The organism is Serratia sp. J2 (genome assembly GCF_046269175.1).
Taxonomy (GTDB): Bacteria; Pseudomonadota; Gammaproteobacteria; order Enterobacterales; family Enterobacteriaceae; genus Chania; species Chania fonticola_C.
On the sequence record NZ_JBKABN010000025.1, the window covers coordinates 22,956 to 38,525 of the forward strand.

The following is a 15,570-nucleotide window of genomic DNA, read 5'->3' on the forward strand; positions in this document are numbered from 1 at the left end:
CTCATCCTGCAAACAATAAATCAACGGGTTGTGCCCCAGTTCTTTACCTATTGCCACCCGGTTTTCTGAAAGCGGATTGTTAGCTTCCCCGGCAGCCTAACTTGTGCCAGAATCCGTCCCCTTGTTTTTACCGCAGCGAATCAAATAGCCTATTGGGATTGGCCCTGAATAGCGCTGAGCTGCGCCAGGAGATGATACGGTAATGCCGCAAAACATTCGGTTGCAACGAGTTCTTAAAACCCCCGCCCTGGTTGCGTTTGGCCTTGCCTATATGGTGCCACTGGGCGTGTTTACCACCTACGGTCAGGTTACCGTGTTAAGCCAGGGTCACTTACCCGTCGCTTATCTGGTTACCATCGTGACCATCCTGTTTACCGCTCTGAGCTATTGCCGGATGACCAACGCCATGCCGCTGGCAGGTTCGGCCTATTCCTACGTACAGCGCAGTTTTGGTGGTAAAACCGGTTTCCTGGTAGGTTGGGCGCAGATCCTCGATTATCTGTTCCTGCCGATGCTTAACTATCTGGTTTTAGGTATCTTCTTGCACGAGGCATTCCCATCGATCCCTGCTTACGTGTTTATTCTTGGCTCCATTGCCAGCGTCAGCGCGCTGAATATTCTGGGCGTGCGCCTACTTAGCTCGGTGAATTTCACGCTGATTGCCTTGCAGATGGTGTTTATCGTGCTGTTTATCGTGCTGGCATTTAGCGAGGCCGACCTCAGCCCGGCGTCATTGATGAAACCGCTGCTGGTGGATGCCGGTGACTTCTCTGGTCTGATCGCCGGTGCTGCGGTGTTGTGCCTGGCCTTCCTGGGTTTTGATGCCATTGCCACCATGGCCGAAGAGGCCGCCGACGCCAAACGTACTCTGCCGCGCGCGATCCTGATTACCGTGATCTGTGCCGGTGGCATCTTTGTTGCCGTCTCCTACGCCGCGCATCTGGCCTATCCTGACTGGCAATCGCTGATCCCGCATCAGGATACCGCCAGCCTGATTATCTCGGAACACGTGGGCGGCAAGTGGATGTACAACTTCTTTATGGCCACTTACCTCACCGGGGTGTATGCCTCTTCCATGTCTGCACAAACCGGTGTCTCACGTATCTTCTACGCCATGGGGCGTGAAGGCGTGTTGCCGCGTAAAGTGTTCTACCACCTTCATCCTCGTTTCCGCACTCCGTGGCGCGCGATTGTGTTTGTCGCCATCATCTCGTTGCTGGCGCTGTGGATGGATTTGAGCATGGTGGTGTCGATGATCAGCTTTGGCGCACTGGGGGCATTCACCTTCGTTAACCTCAGCGTGATCAAACATTTCCTGATCAACCAAAAACGCCGTGGGCTGAACGCGATGTTCAAATACGGCCTGCTGCCGCTGATTGGCTTCGGTATGTCAGTGTGGCTGTGGGTCAACCTGGATCCCGAAGCGCTGAAAGTGGGCTTCACCTGGCTGTTTGCTGGTTTTATTTATCTGCTGTGGCTGACCAAGGGGATGCGTCAGGATCCCCCATCCACCCAGGATGATATCAATCACCTGCTGGATTGATGCCCCCTCACCCCAACCCTCTCCCACAGGGAGAGGGAGCTGTTAGTCCCTGCTCTTTTGGCAGTCACTCGATCGGTTCCCAGAAGGGAGGGGGCTGTTAGTTTCTGCTCTTTTGGCAGTCACTCGATCGGTTCCCACAGGGAGAGGGAGCTGTTAGTCCCTGCTCTTTTGGCAGTCACTCGATCGGTTCCCAGAAGGGAAGGAGCTGTTAGTTTCTGCTCTTTTGGCAGTCACTCGATCGGTTCCCACAAGGGAGGGGGCTGTTAGTTTCTGCTCTTTTGGCAGTCACTCGATCGGTTCCCAGAAGGGAAGGAGCTGTTAGTTTCTGCTCTTTTGGCAGTCACTCGATCGGTTCCCAGAAGGGAGGGAGCTGTTAGTTTCTGCTCTTTTGGCTGTAACTCGATCGGTTCCCACAAGGGAGGGGGGCTGTTAGTTTCTGCTCTTTTTGGCAGTAAATAGGCAATCTCAGCAAACGCGAGCGCCCCCTTCAGCCAAGGCGAATCAGCCGGTGCTCATGAAGAATCACGATACTTTCAGCCCACTCGATCGGTTCCCTCTCCCTGTGGGAGAGGGTTAGGGTGAGGGGCCTATACACTCCAACAACACGTCAAACGCCGCCGCCATTTGTTCTTCCGGCACACAAGCAAAGCCCATCAGCAGCCCGCGTCGCGCGTTTGGCAGCATGTAATACCGTGACAACGCTCTTACCAGCACACCGCGTTCATTGGCCGCCGCAGCGATGGCGACATCGTCGGCATCATCCGGCAGGTTGAGTACCAGGTGCAGCCCGGCGTTGCTGTTGAACTCGCTCAACGCCTCCTTACCCAGATGCTGCTCAATCAACGCGGTGAGGAACCCACGGCGTTTGGCATACAGCAACCGCATACGGCGGATATGCGCGGTATAGTGGCCTTCCTGAATAAACTGCGCCAGCGCCGCCTGAATGATCAAATGACCACCACGGTAAAGCTCGGCGTGAGCCGTTTTTAACTCGTCCATCAATGGCTTGGGAAGCACCACATAGCCCAGCCGCAGGGCCGGATAGAGCGTTTTGCTGAAGGTGCCGATGTAGATCACCGGCGCATCGGCTTCCAACCCCTGCAAGGCCGGGATAGGTTGGCCGGAGAAGCGGAATTCACTGTCATAATCATCCTCCACGATCCAGCCGCCAGCCGCACGGGTCAAAGCTAGCAGCCGTTGCCGACGAGCCAGGCTCATGACCGAGCCCAACGGGTATTGGTGTGAAGGGGTGACAAAAATCAGCCGTGGCAAGGCCGCCGGTTGTTCTGGTGGCACCATCCCGGCCTCATCCACCGCCCAGGGGCAGATATTGACGCCGTTCATGCGCAGGATATTGCGGATCCCCCAATAGCCAGGTTCCTCGATCCAGGCGTCATCTCCAGGATTACACAGCATGCGGGTGACCAGATCGATCGCCTGATGAATACCTTCGGTGATCAGAATTTGTTCCGGCGAGCAGCGCACCGAACGCGACACCCGTAGATAGTCCACCAGCGCATGCCGCAGCTCCGGGCTGCCGCCCTGGTTGCTGTAGGTTAAGCGCTGTGAAGTCGGGCGGCGGCTGATGCGTGCCTGGAGTTTGCTGAAGATGTGATGCGGGAAAGCATTCACGTCGGGGACGCCGGGAATAAACGCTCCCCACTGTTTCGGGCTGGCGCTGGCGTGTTGCAGTAGCGTGATGCCACGTTGTGACAGCTCGGCACGCCGTTGCTCACCGTCAACGGCAATCGGCTGGCTGGCGGTGGATAAACAGCTGTCGGGTACCGTTTCTGCGACGAAGGTTCCACTTCCCTGGCGCGAAAACACATATCCTTCCGCCAGTAATTGTTCATAAACGGTTAAAACCGTATTACGTGAGAGGCCCAGCTCTTTTGCCAGATCGCGTGACGCCAGCAGGCGGCTGGAAGGGGGCAGGCTGCCGTCCAGAATACTGGTACGAATGGCATTGTATAACCGCTTGTGCAGTTTATCATCGGGCTGCTCGCCGAGGCGTTGCAGCAGCAGGTCACCACTCAATGAGCGCAATTGGATCCCTCAATTAATCGTAACTGGCACTCGATTATAGGGCCACATCCGGTGTAAATAAACGCAATGTTTCACGTTTGTGAACAAAACCGATAACTGGTCCCGCCCGGAGAGAACAGCATGAAAAACGCAGAACTGAATCAACGTCGTCTGGCCGCTACCCCAAGAGGGATTGGCGTGATGTGTGGTTTTTACGCCGAGCGTGCAGAAAATGCCACCCTGTGGGATGTGGAAGGCAATGAGGTGATCGACTTTGCCTCGGGCATTGCGGTGCTCAATACCGGCCACCGTCATCCCAAGGTGATCGCCGCCATTGAAAAGCAGCTTCAGGCGTTTACCCATACGGCATACCAGATCGTGCCTTATGAAAGCTATATTTCGCTGGCAGAGCGCATCAACCAACGTGCTCCGATCGAAGGCACCTGTAAAACCGCCTTCTTCACCACTGGCGCAGAAGCGGTAGAGAACGCGGTGAAGATCGCTCGTGCTTACACCGGGCGCCCAGGCCTGATCACCTTCGGCGGCGGATTCCATGGCCGTACCTATATGACCATGGCACTGACGGGTAAAGTGGCCCCTTACAAGTTGGGCTTTGGCCCGTTCCCTGGCTCCGTGTTCCATGGCCAGTATCCGAATGCGCTATATGGTGTCAGCACCGAAGATGCCATGAATAGCCTGGAACGCATCTTTAAGGCCGATATCGATCCTAAGCAGGTTGCCGCTATTGTACTGGAACCGGTGCAGGGGGAAGGGGGTTTTAACGTGGCTCCGGCAGAATTCATGCAGGCGCTGCGTACGCTGTGTGACCAACACGGTATCCTGCTGATCGCCGATGAGGTGCAGACCGGCTTTGCTCGTACCGGCAAGCTGTTTGCGATGGACCACTATGCGGTGAAACCGGACCTGATCACCATGGCGAAGAGCCTGGCTGGTGGTATGCCGTTGTCTGCCGTGGCGGGCCGTGCTGAAGTGATGGATGCCCCGGCCCCTGGTGGCCTTGGTGGTACCTACGCCGGTAACCCATTAGCCGTTGCTGCCGCGCTGGCGGTATTGGACGTGATTGAAGAAGAACAACTGTGCCAACGCTCCCAGCGTTTGGGGCAACATTTGGTGGAAGTGCTGCAACAGGCACGTAGCCACTGCCCGGCGATTGTAGATATTCGCGCGCTGGGTTCCATGGTGGCGGTAGAGTTCAACGACCCGGCAACCGGTAAACCGTCGCCGGAGTTTACCCGTCAGGTACAGCAAAAAGCCCAGGAAGCAGGACTGTTGCTACTCAGCTGTGGGGTGAACGGTAACGTGATCCGTTTCCTATACCCGCTGACCATTCCTGATGCCCAGTTTAACCAGGCGCTGGCAATCCTTTCCCGCGCGCTGGCCCAATAAGGAGCAATATTCATGAAACTGCAAAACCCCGATCTGCTGCGTAGCCAATGCCTGATTAACGGCGAGTGGTGTGATGCGCGCAGCGGCAAACGTGAAGCCGTGATCAACCCGGCCAACGGTGTGGAGCTGACAACGGTGCCTCTGGTGAGCGCAGAGGAAACCCAGCAGGCAATTAACGCCGCGCAGCAGGCACAAATCGGCTGGAAGCAACAGACCGCCAAGCAGCGTTCCGTATTGTTGCTGGCCTGGGCCGATAAAATCATGGCGGCTCAGGAAGATCTGGCGCAGTTGATGACCGCTGAGCAGGGTAAATCGCTGGCGGAAGCGCGTGGCGAAGTGGCCTATGCCGCCTCGTTTATTACCTGGTTCGCCGAGGAAGCCAAGCGTGTAGACGGCGCCGTATTACAGGCACCACAGGCTTCGCAACGTCTGGTTGTGGTGAAACAACCGATCGGCGTCTGCGCGGCGATCACGCCGTGGAACTTCCCAGCAGCGATGATCACCCGTAAGGCGGCCCCAGCGTTGGCAGCAGGCTGCACCATGATCGTCAAACCGGCTGAGCAAACGCCGCTGACGGCATTGGCATTGGCCAAACTGGCGCAGGATGCCGGTATTCCCGCAGGCGTATTGCAAGTAGTAACCGGCGAAGCGGCTCAGGTGGGTAAAGTGCTGTGTGACAGCCCGGTAGTACGCAAGCTGAGCTTTACCGGCTCGACCGAGGTTGGGCGCATCTTGATGGCGCAATGTGCGCCAACCATTAAAAAGCTTTCGTTGGAACTGGGCGGCAACGCACCAGTGATTGTGTTTGACGATGCGAATCTGGACGCGGCCGTTGCCGGGATCATGGCCTCCAAATTCCGCAACAGCGGGCAGACCTGCGTTTGTGCCAACCGTATTTACGTGCAGGACGGCATCTACGATCGCCTGGTGGATAAGCTGGTGGCCGCGGTTGAACAACTGAAAGTCGGTGATGGCACACAGGAAGGGACGACGCAGGGGCCGCTGATCGATGAGGCTGCGATAGAAAAAGTGCAGAGCCACATTGATGATGCGCTGATCAAAGGGGCGCAGATCGCGACCGGTGGGCAGCCGCATGCGTTGGGCCGTACCTTCTTCCAGCCGACGGTGGTTACCGGAGTGACCCAGCAGATGCGCTTTGCCAAAGAAGAAACCTTTGGCCCGGTTGCACCGCTGTTCCGTTTCCATGACGAAGCAGAAGCTATCGCGATGGCCAACGATACCGAATTTGGTCTGGCCGCTTACCTGTTCACGCAAAACGCTGCCCGTCAATGGCGGGTGCCGGAGGCGTTGGAATACGGCATGGTGGGCATCAATACCGGTTTGATCTCCAATGAGGTAGCGCCTTTCGGCGGTATCAAACAGTCTGGGCTGGGGCGTGAAGGCTCCCGCTACGGCATCGAAGAGTATCTGGAACTGAAATACCTGTGTATTGACGTGAGCTGTTAACCCTCAAGACTTGAACGCTCCCCGGTGGCCTACGCTGGGGAGCGTTTCCTCCGAGCAAGAAGTGATGTTTCTCACCGTTGAGAACGGCGGCGTCGTGGCCGCCGGTTTTTTTTAACCGCGCATTTTCTCTGGTAATGCCAACCACGCCTGCACCGATGGGCGCTGCCACTGTTTTTGTGCATAGTGGCGCAGCGGTTCCGGTACCGGATCGCCATGTATCACCAGCCGGTTGAGCATCAGGGCCAGATCGGTATCGGCGATACACCATTCGTGGAACAGATGATCCTGGCCGTGGCTCAGCAACTTTTGCGCCGCAGTCAGCAGTTTGTTGGCTGCCCGTTGGGCATCCGTACTCAATGGGGCAAATTTACCCGTGCTGAAAATTACCTCGGTTGGGCGTTCGGCCCGCAACGGCAAAAGATCGCTACGCAACCATGCCTGGATCTCACGGGCTTTGGCGCGCTGTTTGATGTCACGCGGGTAGAGCGGATGAGCTGGGTGGAGTTCTTCCAAATATTCCTCAATGGCGGAAGACTCGGAAAGCTGGAAGCTACCCATCACCAACGTCGGCACCCGCAGCGTTAATGACAGGCTGCCGTAGGCCTGGCTTTGCTGTTCCCCCAGTGAAAGATCCACCGGCTTGACGGTAAACGGCATGCCTTTCTCCGTGAGCGCCACAAAGGTCGACATGGCATAGGGGCTGAAAAAGTCGCTATCGGTGTAGAGAACAGTGGCCGATGGGTTCATACGGATCCTTGAGGATGGGAAAGGTATTTGGAATCATTGGCGAAGGGCGCAATAAAATCAAGGCGATGGCCGATGATTAATCGTAATGGCGTATTAGGCACCGTGATGGCGGCTGGTAATCAGGAGTCACTGACCAGGATTATCCCCAGCCGATCGATTAACCCAACGACCTGCTGGCTATCCAGCTGTACTCCCTCCAGATCAACCTGGCGGATATCCATCTCCCCCAGCTCTGCGCCGGTCAGATTGCAGTGGTTGAAGGTGGCGGCCCGCCAGTCAAACTGGTTGAACTCCCCGCCGGACAGATCAGAGCCAATAAAGCTGGCTCCCAACACGTTAGCGCCACTCCAGCGGTTTTCCCACAGCTCACATTTCTCCAGTACCACCTTGGAGAAGTTGCTGTAGCTCAGATTGCTTTTGATGATAAAGGCGCTGCAAAAATAGCTGCGCTGCGAAATCATGTTCATAAAGCTGGCACCACGGAAATCAGCCCCCTGTGCCTTGCATTCGCGGATCTCCAGGCCGAGGGCCTGGGTATTTCTGAAATCGGCCAGTGAGAGATCGCAGCTTTTAAAGCTGGCATCTTTCAACACCGCGCGGCTGAAGTTACACCCGAGCTGGGTCTCTTCGTCATAGAAAACACAGCCGATAAACTGGGTATCAGTCAGATCGGTGCCGGAGAAATCGCAGTTCAGAAACTTGCCGTTGGTGATGGTTTCACCACGGAATTGATCACGGGAAATCTTGGCGGAATGCAGCAGTAAGGGTTGCATGTTGTTACCTGTTTTTTTATACAGCTTATGGTGATACTACCTGAGGTTAACGGTGAAGGGAAATAGTGTATAAAGCGGTCAGCTTGCTTGATGGCCTTGGGTTTTAAATAGAGGTTTGTGCTCTCATCGGCTTAACTCTTTCTTAAGCTTATATCACTACACTGCTCATTATCAGTCAGAGGGGCGCGATGATGAGTATATATATCCAGGCACCGTACCAGCTGTCGTTTGCTGAGGACCATGAGCACAGGGCCTTATTACAGGCTTATATACAGCACGAATACGGTCGGCAGTTTAATGCGCTCATTCCTCACTTCCTGCCTTATCTGTTAGGCATGTACCGCGCTGATGGCGTTCTGGTTGGTGCCTGTGGTCTGAACCGTGCTGACAACTCGGTGCTGTACCTTGAGCGTTATCTGGATGCGCCGATTGAAGAGGTGGCTGTCGCGCAGACGGGAATAATCTTGCCACGTAACCGTCTGGTTGAAATAGGAAACTTTGCCTGTTCTGAATCCGGAAATGCCCGGATCATGTTTGCGGCGATTTGCCGGCTACTCTACGAAAACCAATTCGAATACGTGGCATTTACCGGGACCAAAAAGTTGAGAAATATCTTCCACCGGTTGCACCTGACCCCTCTGGAACTCGCCCCTGCATTGCCGGATCGAATGGGTGAAGATGCCCAGGCCTGGGGAGAATATTATCAGGGGCAGCCCTGTGTCATGGTTGGCGATCTTAAACAAGGCCGCCAAATTCTGAGTGAAACCAGCTTATTGCTTTCATTGTTTGGCCCCATGCCGGATATCTTTCCCGTGCAAATGAGCGTGCAGCTATGATCCTTTTTGAGCGAATTGAACACATCGCGGTCACAGATGGCTCTCGCCCTGCGTTATGTGATAGTCAGCAGAGCATCAGCTACGCTGATTTATTGCGGCAAACTACCTCTCTGGCCGAGCGACTCAGTAATGAGAAAATATCGCGGCTGGCCCTGTTTTTGAATAACGGCCTGGAGTGGGCCATGATCGATCTGGCTTGCTTGTTAGCCAATATTGTCATTATACCGGTGCCCGTTTTTTTCAGTGCCGAACAACAAGACTGGTTGTTGGAAAGTAGCGGTGCCGATGCCTTGATTGGGCCTGCCCGGCAAGGGTGGATAACGACCCCTTTCCTTGATTACCCTTTGCAACGTCGGCAGCCACTATCTGTTGCTGAATTACCCGCTAATACAGCCAAAATCACCTATACATCAGGGACAACCGGGCATCCCAAAGGGGTATGTTTGAGTCAGGAGCACTTGATGCAGGTCAGTCTGGCGCTTGCCGAGCGGGTTGCTGCGGCAAACATACAGCAGCATCTGACATTGCTGCCACTGTCGACCTTGCTTGAAAACATTACCGGGCTGTATGTTCCGTTGCTCAGTGGCGTATGTAGCCGTATCCCCTCGCTGGCGGAAGTGGGATTGACAGGCTCTAGCCAGTTTTCCGCTCAGATCCTTGCCCAAGCCATTACTCAATGGCGGCCGCACAGTCTGGTATTGGTACCTGAATTGCTGCGTCTATTCGTCATGTTGTGCACCCACAACCCAGGGTTGGCGGAGAGCCTGCGTTTTGTTGCCGTCGGCGGGGGTAAGGTTGCTGCGGATTTAGTGGTTAAATCGCATCAGTTGGGTTTGCCGGTTTTTGAAGGGTATGGCTTATCAGAATGCGGCTCGGTTGTTGCCCTCAATGCGCTAGGGCGTGCATTGCCTGGCTCGGTGGGTGAACCGTTACCGCACTGCCGGATAACCATCGCACCGGATGGGGAGATCTTGATTTCTGGCGCGACAATGCTGGGATATCTGGGGGAACTTGCTGCAAGATCCCCGGTAGCAACCGGCGATCTCGGCCATTTTGATGCCCAAGGCTTCCTTCATATCACCGGCCGCAAAAAGAATATTCAGATCACCGCCTTTGGCCGAAATTTTTCACCGGAATGGATCGAGGCAGAGGCTCAGCTTTTTCCAGCAATATCCCGCATGGTCATCTTTGGTGATGGTTTACCCGTAAATGTTGCGCTGATCCAAGTGACAGCCGGTTATGAAAGTAGCCTTGCCGAGCAGCTATCTCAACTTAATGGACGGTTACCTGACTATGCACGGATCCATCATTATTTTTTGGCACAGTTAACGGTTGAAAACGGTTTATTAACCACCAATGGGCGCCCGAAAAGACAGCAGATTTTGTCCACCTATCACACACGTATTCATCAGTTAATCGCGGGAGATATCACATGAGTTTTTATCAATTGTTACAGCGAGAGACGGCGGTGGACAGAGAGAAGCTCCTTTCCTCCCCGGTCATAGAAGCTTGCCGCTGCGGAAATATTAATGCCGAAATGTATATCGCCTTTTTGACACAGGCTTTTTATCATGTCAGCCATACCGTGCCTTTATTGATGACAGCGGGCGGCCGGATGAACTCAGAATATGAATGGGTTCGCGGAGCCATTGCCGAATATATTGATGAAGAGTATGGCCATCAGGAATGGATATTAAATGATATCAGGACGTGTGGCGGGGATGCAGAAGCGGTTCGTCATGGCCAGCCGGTATTGGCAATCGAGTTGATGATTGCGTTCCTCTACGATCACGTCTCTCGCCTCAACCCTATGGGTATTTTCGGTATGGTGCATGTCCTTGAGGGCACCAGCGTCGCCATTGCCACCACCGTTGCCGAGCAGCTTAAACAGGGACTGGGATTACCAGAGAAAGCCATGAGTTACCTCAGCTCGCATGGGGAACTGGACAAAGAACATCTGGCCTTTTTTGCATCATTAATGGACCAGGTGGAAAAGAGCGAAGATCGTGCCGCGATTATCCATACTGCCAAAGTGGTCTACCAACTTTATGGCGACATGCTGCGTGGCCTGATGGAGCCAGCACAATGAGGCTCGACAACAGCCGTATTTTGCTTACCGGTGCCAGTGGCGGTATTGGCCAGGCACTGGCTCATGCCTTGGCAAAGCAGGGGGCTTGTCTAATATTACATGGGCGTAATGAAACGGCGCTCACCGCGCTGCTTAACACATTGCCCCACCCGGAAAAACATCAGGTTTGGATCGCCGATCTTGGCGATTTCACCCAATTGACACAGCAAGTTGAGCTGCTTTGCCAACAACAGCGTATTGATATCCTGATCAACAATGCCGGGGCCAATCATTTTGCCTGGCTTGAGGATCAAAGCGAACAACAAATAATGCAGCAGTTAGCCGTAAATATTCAGGCTCCAATATTATTGACTCGGGCTTTACTGCCTTATATAGACCGGCCCGGCATCATTATGAATATCGGCTCCAGCTTTGGCAGCATTGGTTATGCCGGATATAGCGTGTATTGCGCGAGCAAGTTCGCGCTGCGTGGTTTTAGTGAAGCACTCGGCAGAGAACTTGCCGGTTCATCCATTAACGTGCTCTATTTTGCCCCCCGGGCGACAAAAACCACGCTTAACTCTGCGGCTGTTAATGCCATGAATGCTGAGTTAGGCACCAAAAGTGACAGTGCTGAATGGGTTGCTGATGAGGTGATTGTTGCGTTAGACAAACAGATAAAACGACGATGGTTGGGTTGGCCAGAGCGGTTCTTTGTCAAACTTAATGCACTGTTCCCTGCAGTGGTCGATAAAGCGCTGGCTAAACAGCGGCATATTATTGCCCGCCATGCCAATGCTGCCCTTGAGAAGAAGGACTCGCGATGAAAAAGTTATTGTTGGTGTTGACGCTCTTTGGTAGTACAACCGCTGTTGCCCAGAGTGATTTGGCCGATATTCAGAACCAATGGGCAGTTTGCCAGTATCAGGTTGCGGCGAAACAGAAAGAAAGCTGTCTGGAACAACTCAGCGCCGTTGCGGATAAAGCCAGTGCAGCTAACGGGTCACGCGCAGACCTGTTGATCTGGTCTGCGATCGTCAAGAGTAGTTGGGCCGGTGAGAAAGGGGGGCTGGGTGCTTTGGAACTGGCCAAAGAGGCGAAAATGAAGTTGGAACTGGCAATAAAGTTGGATGCCAAGGCGCTGGATGGCTCAGCCTATACCAGTCTTGGCGCCCTCTATTATCAGGTTCCTGGCTGGCCCATTGGCTTTGGTGATGACAAGCAGGCTGAACTGTTGTTGAAACAGGCTTTACAGATTAATCCAACGGGTATCGATCCCAACTATTTCTACGGTGACTTTCTGATAGATCAAGGGCATAAGGCACAGGGCAAACTCTATTTACAGAAAGCACTGGCGGCCCCTGCCCGCCCAGGCAGAGAATTAGCCGATAAAGGCCGCCATCAGGACATTCAACAACGACTCGATAAACTTTGATACTAGGGTCAATAAAGGGAAACAAAATGCACCGGGAACGACACAGCATGGAAAAAATAGGCTGGTTGCGGGCTGCCGTTCTCGGGGCTAATGACGGGATAGTGTCTACCGCCAGTCTGCTGTTGGGCGTAGCGTCGGCTAACGTAACTCAGCAAAGTTTGCTCTTGACCGGGGTGGCTGGCTTGGTGGCTGGTGCGATGTCGATGGCAACCGGTGAGTATGTTTCAGTGTCTTCCCAGGCTGATACTGAAAAGGCCGCTCTGGCTGAAGAGCAAGCTGAGCTGAATAGCGATTTTCAGGGTGAACACCGGGAGTTAACCTCGATTTATGTCCATCGTGGGCTTGATTTGGCTCTGGCTAAACAAGTGGCAGAAAAACTGATGCACCATGATGCGCTAGGCGCCCATGCGCGTGATGAGCTGGGGATCTCAGAAATCACCACCGCGCGTCCTTTACAGGCCGCGTGGGCTTCAGCATTGAGTTTTGCTGCCGGGGCAATATTACCGCTATGTGTAGCGGCCATCGCGACAACTGAATGGACCATCCCCGCCATTGCCTGCTCAGCATTGGTCTCACTGGCGGTGCTTGGGGGCGTTTCGGCCAAAGTGGGCGGCGCACCCATAGGCCCTGGAGTGATGCGCATTACCTTCTGGAGCGCACTGGCCATGGGGGTGTCATCGGGGATCGGGGCGTTATTTGGTTTGGTTACGGGGTAAGGGGTAAACCAATAGCGCGATATTTTTCTCTGCGTCGCAGTCACTCAAAAGTACGGCCTTTCTCAAAGGGGTAATTCCTGTGGATAGTGTTAGGTATAAAAGGGAGCTGCATGTTCCGATAAAGCCAAGGTCACGTAGAGATCCATTTAATTGTGATTGAATATAATATCAATTCTTTATTTTCCCATTCAAATATTACCTTATTTTAATTATCATAAGTTAAAGTGACTTGTCTGATAACTTACTAAGCAGTTTTTAGTGGAATTTATGAGTTATTCACAATCCAATCATAAGCTAGTGATGTCGGCGGCCCACTTCTGAGTTGGGCCATTGGTGGTAAATACCTGCAGTAGTGGTTTTTGCGATAGGGTGTTTTTTAAGTTAACAGTACTCTAAAAGTTTCCAATTTTTCCTAAGGAAGGCATAGAGCCCGATATTACTAGTGATGTTAAGCTTATTCATGGCGGATTTTTTCTGCGAATGGACTGTCTTGACGTTTCTATTCAAGATGTTGGCAATCGAGGTTAGGCCGTACTCCTGATTAATTAATCTAAGTACCTCGATTTCATTTTTCGTCATTTGATGCTTGTCGCATATATCACATTGTTTTTGCATGATTTTGTTATAGAAGTATTTGTCTTTTTCATGCAGGCGAGACAGTTGTCTGCTGACCTTTTGGATGACTGTCGATGGCGGATCTTGCCTATAGATAATTGGGAGTTCTTGAATACAGGTATGTCTTTGATTGGGGGTTATTTTGTTCGCTTCATATTCACAGATGGGGAAAATAATACCCATAAAATGCCTTCCTAGAAGTGGCAGGGCATCGAGGTAGTGAGTTTCATGTTCAATCTCCTGAAAAACTAAGTCTGCGTGCGACAAGAAAGTACAATCAGGATCGGTAAAGATGATCTGAGTATTCCTATCGGTAAAATATTGATTTAATACGATGTGCAAGGCATCCGTATAAAATTTATTACTGTCTCTTATGACTATACTTAGCATGATTTTTTTCACTCATAAATTATAAGAAATAAATGGCTCATTGCTTAATTATTTTTACTAAAAATAATAAGTCTTACTTTGGTTTTCTGATTATATATTGATTAATTGCCTAAGTAATATTCTCTTCTCTGGTGATCACAATAGCCCTCCTGCATGTATCTATAAATAAGGCGTAACTGTGAAACTGGTCATATCTGTCTGGATTTCACACCGTCCTGCCCAGGCTGGAGGGCGATATTTATACCCAACCAATCTGGTGAGGATGAGACTTTATAGTAATGGCGTACTGGTCTGCGTTGTGGGGGTATAAATGATGCGCAAACTGCCGGTATAACGTCCAGCCGTCTTGTCTGCCAGACGAAAGATTGGCGTTGTCAGGGTTATGGGTGCAGGTACACACAGCGCGACACCTTGCACACCCGGTAATACTACCTGCCGCTGGATATTACGCCGATTGGTATTCGTCCAGATGATTTCGCTGCCGTTTGACACATTCTGTACCGCTCCCGTTGTCGGGTTTATCACGCTGACCTGATAGTCCAGCCGATTAGCCGCCTGATTTTTATCCGCTCCTTGCCGGTAAACGGAGAACTGCCCAGCCGGGCGGCCAGACGCGCTGGCACCTTCGTCCTGAAATAGCAGGCTGATGCGGTTACTGGATGAATTGCTGCCATCATACAAGCACATATCCAACGAGGTTGTGCCGCTAGCGGTGGTGTTTTGCGCCCCCGGCCGGTTATTCAGGTTAAGGCTTACCTGCGGCGTAGCATTAGGGGATGCCGGGAAGTAGATTTGCTGTCTACCGACGTCTGTTACGTTCAGCACGATGTCGGCATTCCAGTCAGCCCGGTGAAAACCGTCACACCCGGTGGTTAAATGTGTGCTGCAGGTACTCCATGCCATCACACGCATTTTTAAACGGGCCTGCCATCTTCCTGACAAGTTAAGTTTATTAAGCTCCGATGCGGGAATATAAACAGAGAACCCGTTCTGAAGAGTGGCTGCATTCCATGATGCAGACATGCTCACGTCACGAACTTTACCACTGGTTAAATTTAGCGTAACGCTGGTATTACCCTCATGTTTGAAGATGAGCTTGAGGCTGTTAGCTGGCACGGTACTGTACCAGACAAGTTTTGTCGGGCAGGCGCCATTGGTCGCGTCGTTTTGTGAGTAACAAATCAAATTATTCAGGATATCCCTATTATTACAGTCATTGCTATCTGCGCATCCAGGGTTTGAACTTCCGCCAAAAACGTTATCCCAAATAGACAGGCGAGCCGGCGTGCCCTTTTTGTCAAACTTCACATTGATCGACGTATTCTGTGGCTGAGGAGGAACGTCCACCATAGTGACGGAACGAGGTGCGTTTCGCGTTAACAGGGAACGGGGCACATCCACCGCTGACGCGGAACCCGGCATATCCGCCGCAGAGGCGGAGCAGAGGAAACCATACGTCAATAACAGCAATAGTTTGACGACAACAACGGGATTAAACCCAAAAGAAAAAATGCGATACATGACAACTCCTGATCTGATGGTTTTTTA

14 protein-coding genes are annotated in these 15,570 nt (G+C 52.7%); 9 read left to right on the forward strand and 5 right to left on the reverse strand.

The annotated features are described in order from the left end of the window. The first annotated feature begins 202 nt into the window (after window positions 1-202). The gene (locus ACKWMY_RS21790; protein WP_309046709.1) at window positions 203-1,543 is read left to right on the forward strand and encodes an APC family permease; all 1,341 of its coding nucleotides are present in this window, start codon (window positions 203-205) and stop codon (window positions 1,541-1,543) included. A gap of 573 nt (window positions 1,544-2,116) precedes the next feature. Here ACKWMY_RS21790 and ACKWMY_RS21795 read toward each other — a convergent pair. After that, on the reverse strand, window positions 2,117-3,589 hold the full coding sequence (locus tag ACKWMY_RS21795; protein WP_409487017.1) for a PLP-dependent aminotransferase family protein: 1,473 nt from the start codon (window positions 3,587-3,589) through the stop codon (window positions 2,117-2,119). Window positions 3,590-3,709: 120 nt separating this feature from the next. Between ACKWMY_RS21795 and ACKWMY_RS21800 the strand changes: the two genes are divergently transcribed. Then, a complete protein-coding gene (locus ACKWMY_RS21800; protein WP_024528194.1) occupies window positions 3,710-4,975 on the forward strand; it encodes a 4-aminobutyrate--2-oxoglutarate transaminase in 1,266 nt (421 codons plus the stop codon). A 12-nt stretch (window positions 4,976-4,987) separates the two neighbouring features. Then, the gene (locus tag ACKWMY_RS21805; RefSeq protein WP_021180637.1) at window positions 4,988-6,442 is read left to right on the forward strand and encodes an NAD-dependent succinate-semialdehyde dehydrogenase; all 1,455 of its coding nucleotides are present in this window, start codon (window positions 4,988-4,990) and stop codon (window positions 6,440-6,442) included. A gap of 111 nt (window positions 6,443-6,553) precedes the next feature. Here the strand turns inward: ACKWMY_RS21805 and yfcF are convergent, their stop codons facing one another. Both yfcF and ACKWMY_RS21815 read right to left on the reverse strand, forming a co-directional pair. Further along, on the reverse strand, window positions 6,554-7,189 hold the full coding sequence (gene yfcF, locus ACKWMY_RS21810) for a glutathione transferase (protein WP_409487018.1): 636 nt from the start codon (window positions 7,187-7,189) through the stop codon (window positions 6,554-6,556). Window positions 7,190-7,308: 119 nt separating this feature from the next. Continuing rightward, the gene (locus tag ACKWMY_RS21815) at window positions 7,309-7,962 is read right to left on the reverse strand and encodes a Qnr family pentapeptide repeat protein (protein WP_074031196.1); all 654 of its coding nucleotides are present in this window, start codon (window positions 7,960-7,962) and stop codon (window positions 7,309-7,311) included. Between the two features lie 188 nt (window positions 7,963-8,150). On the opposite strand from ACKWMY_RS21815, the gene ACKWMY_RS21820 reads away from it, so the two are divergent. The 6 genes from ACKWMY_RS21820 to ACKWMY_RS21845 are packed head-to-tail and all read left to right on the forward strand — an operon-like array spanning window position 8,151 to window position 13,017. Continuing rightward, on the forward strand, window positions 8,151-8,798 hold the full coding sequence (locus ACKWMY_RS21820; protein ID WP_409487019.1) for a thermostable hemolysin: 648 nt from the start codon (window positions 8,151-8,153) through the stop codon (window positions 8,796-8,798). Beyond that, entirely contained in the window at window positions 8,795-10,234 is a 1,440-nt protein-coding gene (locus tag ACKWMY_RS21825) for an AMP-dependent synthetase/ligase (protein ID WP_409487020.1), read from the forward strand. The genes ACKWMY_RS21820 and ACKWMY_RS21825 overlap by 4 nt, the downstream gene beginning before the upstream one ends. Next, on the forward strand, window positions 10,231-10,887 hold the full coding sequence (locus tag ACKWMY_RS21830) for a TenA family transcriptional regulator (RefSeq protein WP_409487021.1): 657 nt from the start codon (window positions 10,231-10,233) through the stop codon (window positions 10,885-10,887). The genes ACKWMY_RS21825 and ACKWMY_RS21830 overlap by 4 nt, the downstream gene beginning before the upstream one ends. Beyond that, the gene (locus ACKWMY_RS21835; RefSeq protein ID WP_309046702.1) at window positions 10,884-11,693 is read left to right on the forward strand and encodes an SDR family oxidoreductase; all 810 of its coding nucleotides are present in this window, start codon (window positions 10,884-10,886) and stop codon (window positions 11,691-11,693) included. Before ACKWMY_RS21830 ends, ACKWMY_RS21835 begins: the two co-directional genes overlap by 4 nt. After that, complete coding sequence (locus tag ACKWMY_RS21840) at window positions 11,690-12,301, forward strand: tetratricopeptide repeat protein (protein ID WP_173408649.1); 612 nt, start codon at window positions 11,690-11,692, stop codon at window positions 12,299-12,301. Before ACKWMY_RS21835 ends, ACKWMY_RS21840 begins: the two co-directional genes overlap by 4 nt. A 26-nt stretch (window positions 12,302-12,327) precedes the next feature. Then, entirely contained in the window at window positions 12,328-13,017 is a 690-nt protein-coding gene (locus tag ACKWMY_RS21845; protein ID WP_065684708.1) for a VIT family protein, read from the forward strand. 381 nt (window positions 13,018-13,398) lie between these two features. Here the strand turns inward: ACKWMY_RS21845 and ACKWMY_RS21850 are convergent, their stop codons facing one another. Continuing rightward, window positions 13,399-14,022 carry a LuxR C-terminal-related transcriptional regulator gene (locus ACKWMY_RS21850; protein ID WP_409487022.1) on the reverse strand — a complete coding sequence of 208 codons (624 nt, stop codon included), beginning with the start codon at window positions 14,020-14,022 and terminating at the stop codon, window positions 13,399-13,401. Window positions 14,023-14,292: 270 nt separating this feature from the next. Continuing rightward, window positions 14,293-15,543, reverse strand: coding sequence for a CfaE/CblD family pilus tip adhesin (locus tag ACKWMY_RS21855; RefSeq protein ID WP_409487023.1), 1,251 nt, complete (start codon window positions 15,541-15,543; stop codon window positions 14,293-14,295). Window positions 15,544-15,570 lie beyond the last annotated feature (27 nt).